At 58.3% G+C, this 417-nt stretch carries 1 pseudogene; it reads left to right on the top strand.

Annotation, left to right across the window (positions count from 1 at the left end):
• Positions 1-417, top strand: a pseudogene (locus lacNas_RS00260) (hypothetical protein); the annotation flags it as partial.

Below are 417 nucleotides of genomic sequence, written 5' to 3'. Positions count from 1 at the left end.
CTACCGGACGATCGCCTATGACGCCGAAAGCGGCTGGATTCTGCTGGAAAAGAAGACTTGCCGGCGCCTGGTGCACCAGCTGCGCAAGCAGGAGCCGGCTCACGAACTGACCATCAAAAAGCAGCTCTGCCAGCAGCTCGGGATGTCGGACCAGTATGTACAATCCTTTGGCTCACATGCCTATTTCTCCTTTTTTATTATCCGCCACAAGCCGCTTGACCTGGTGGCCCTGCACCAGATGAAGCTCTTTGAGTGTGCCGGCAATCGCGGTCTCTTTCTGACTTTGGACCGCCGCTACTGCTTTGGTCTTGACATGCCCAAGCAGTCAGGGCGCGGCCAGCAGATCCTGCAAGACTGCATCACCCACAACGCTGCCTTTTTGCAGCTGGCGGCAGCCAGAGCGGCCAGCTGGGGCTG

This window comes from Lactobacillus nasalidis (genome assembly GCF_016587775.1).
In the GTDB taxonomy this organism is placed as follows: domain Bacteria; phylum Bacillota; class Bacilli; order Lactobacillales; family Lactobacillaceae; genus Lactobacillus; species Lactobacillus nasalidis.
Note: the sequence above shows the minus strand (reverse complement) of the source record. Positions and strands in the feature narration are given on the sequence as shown.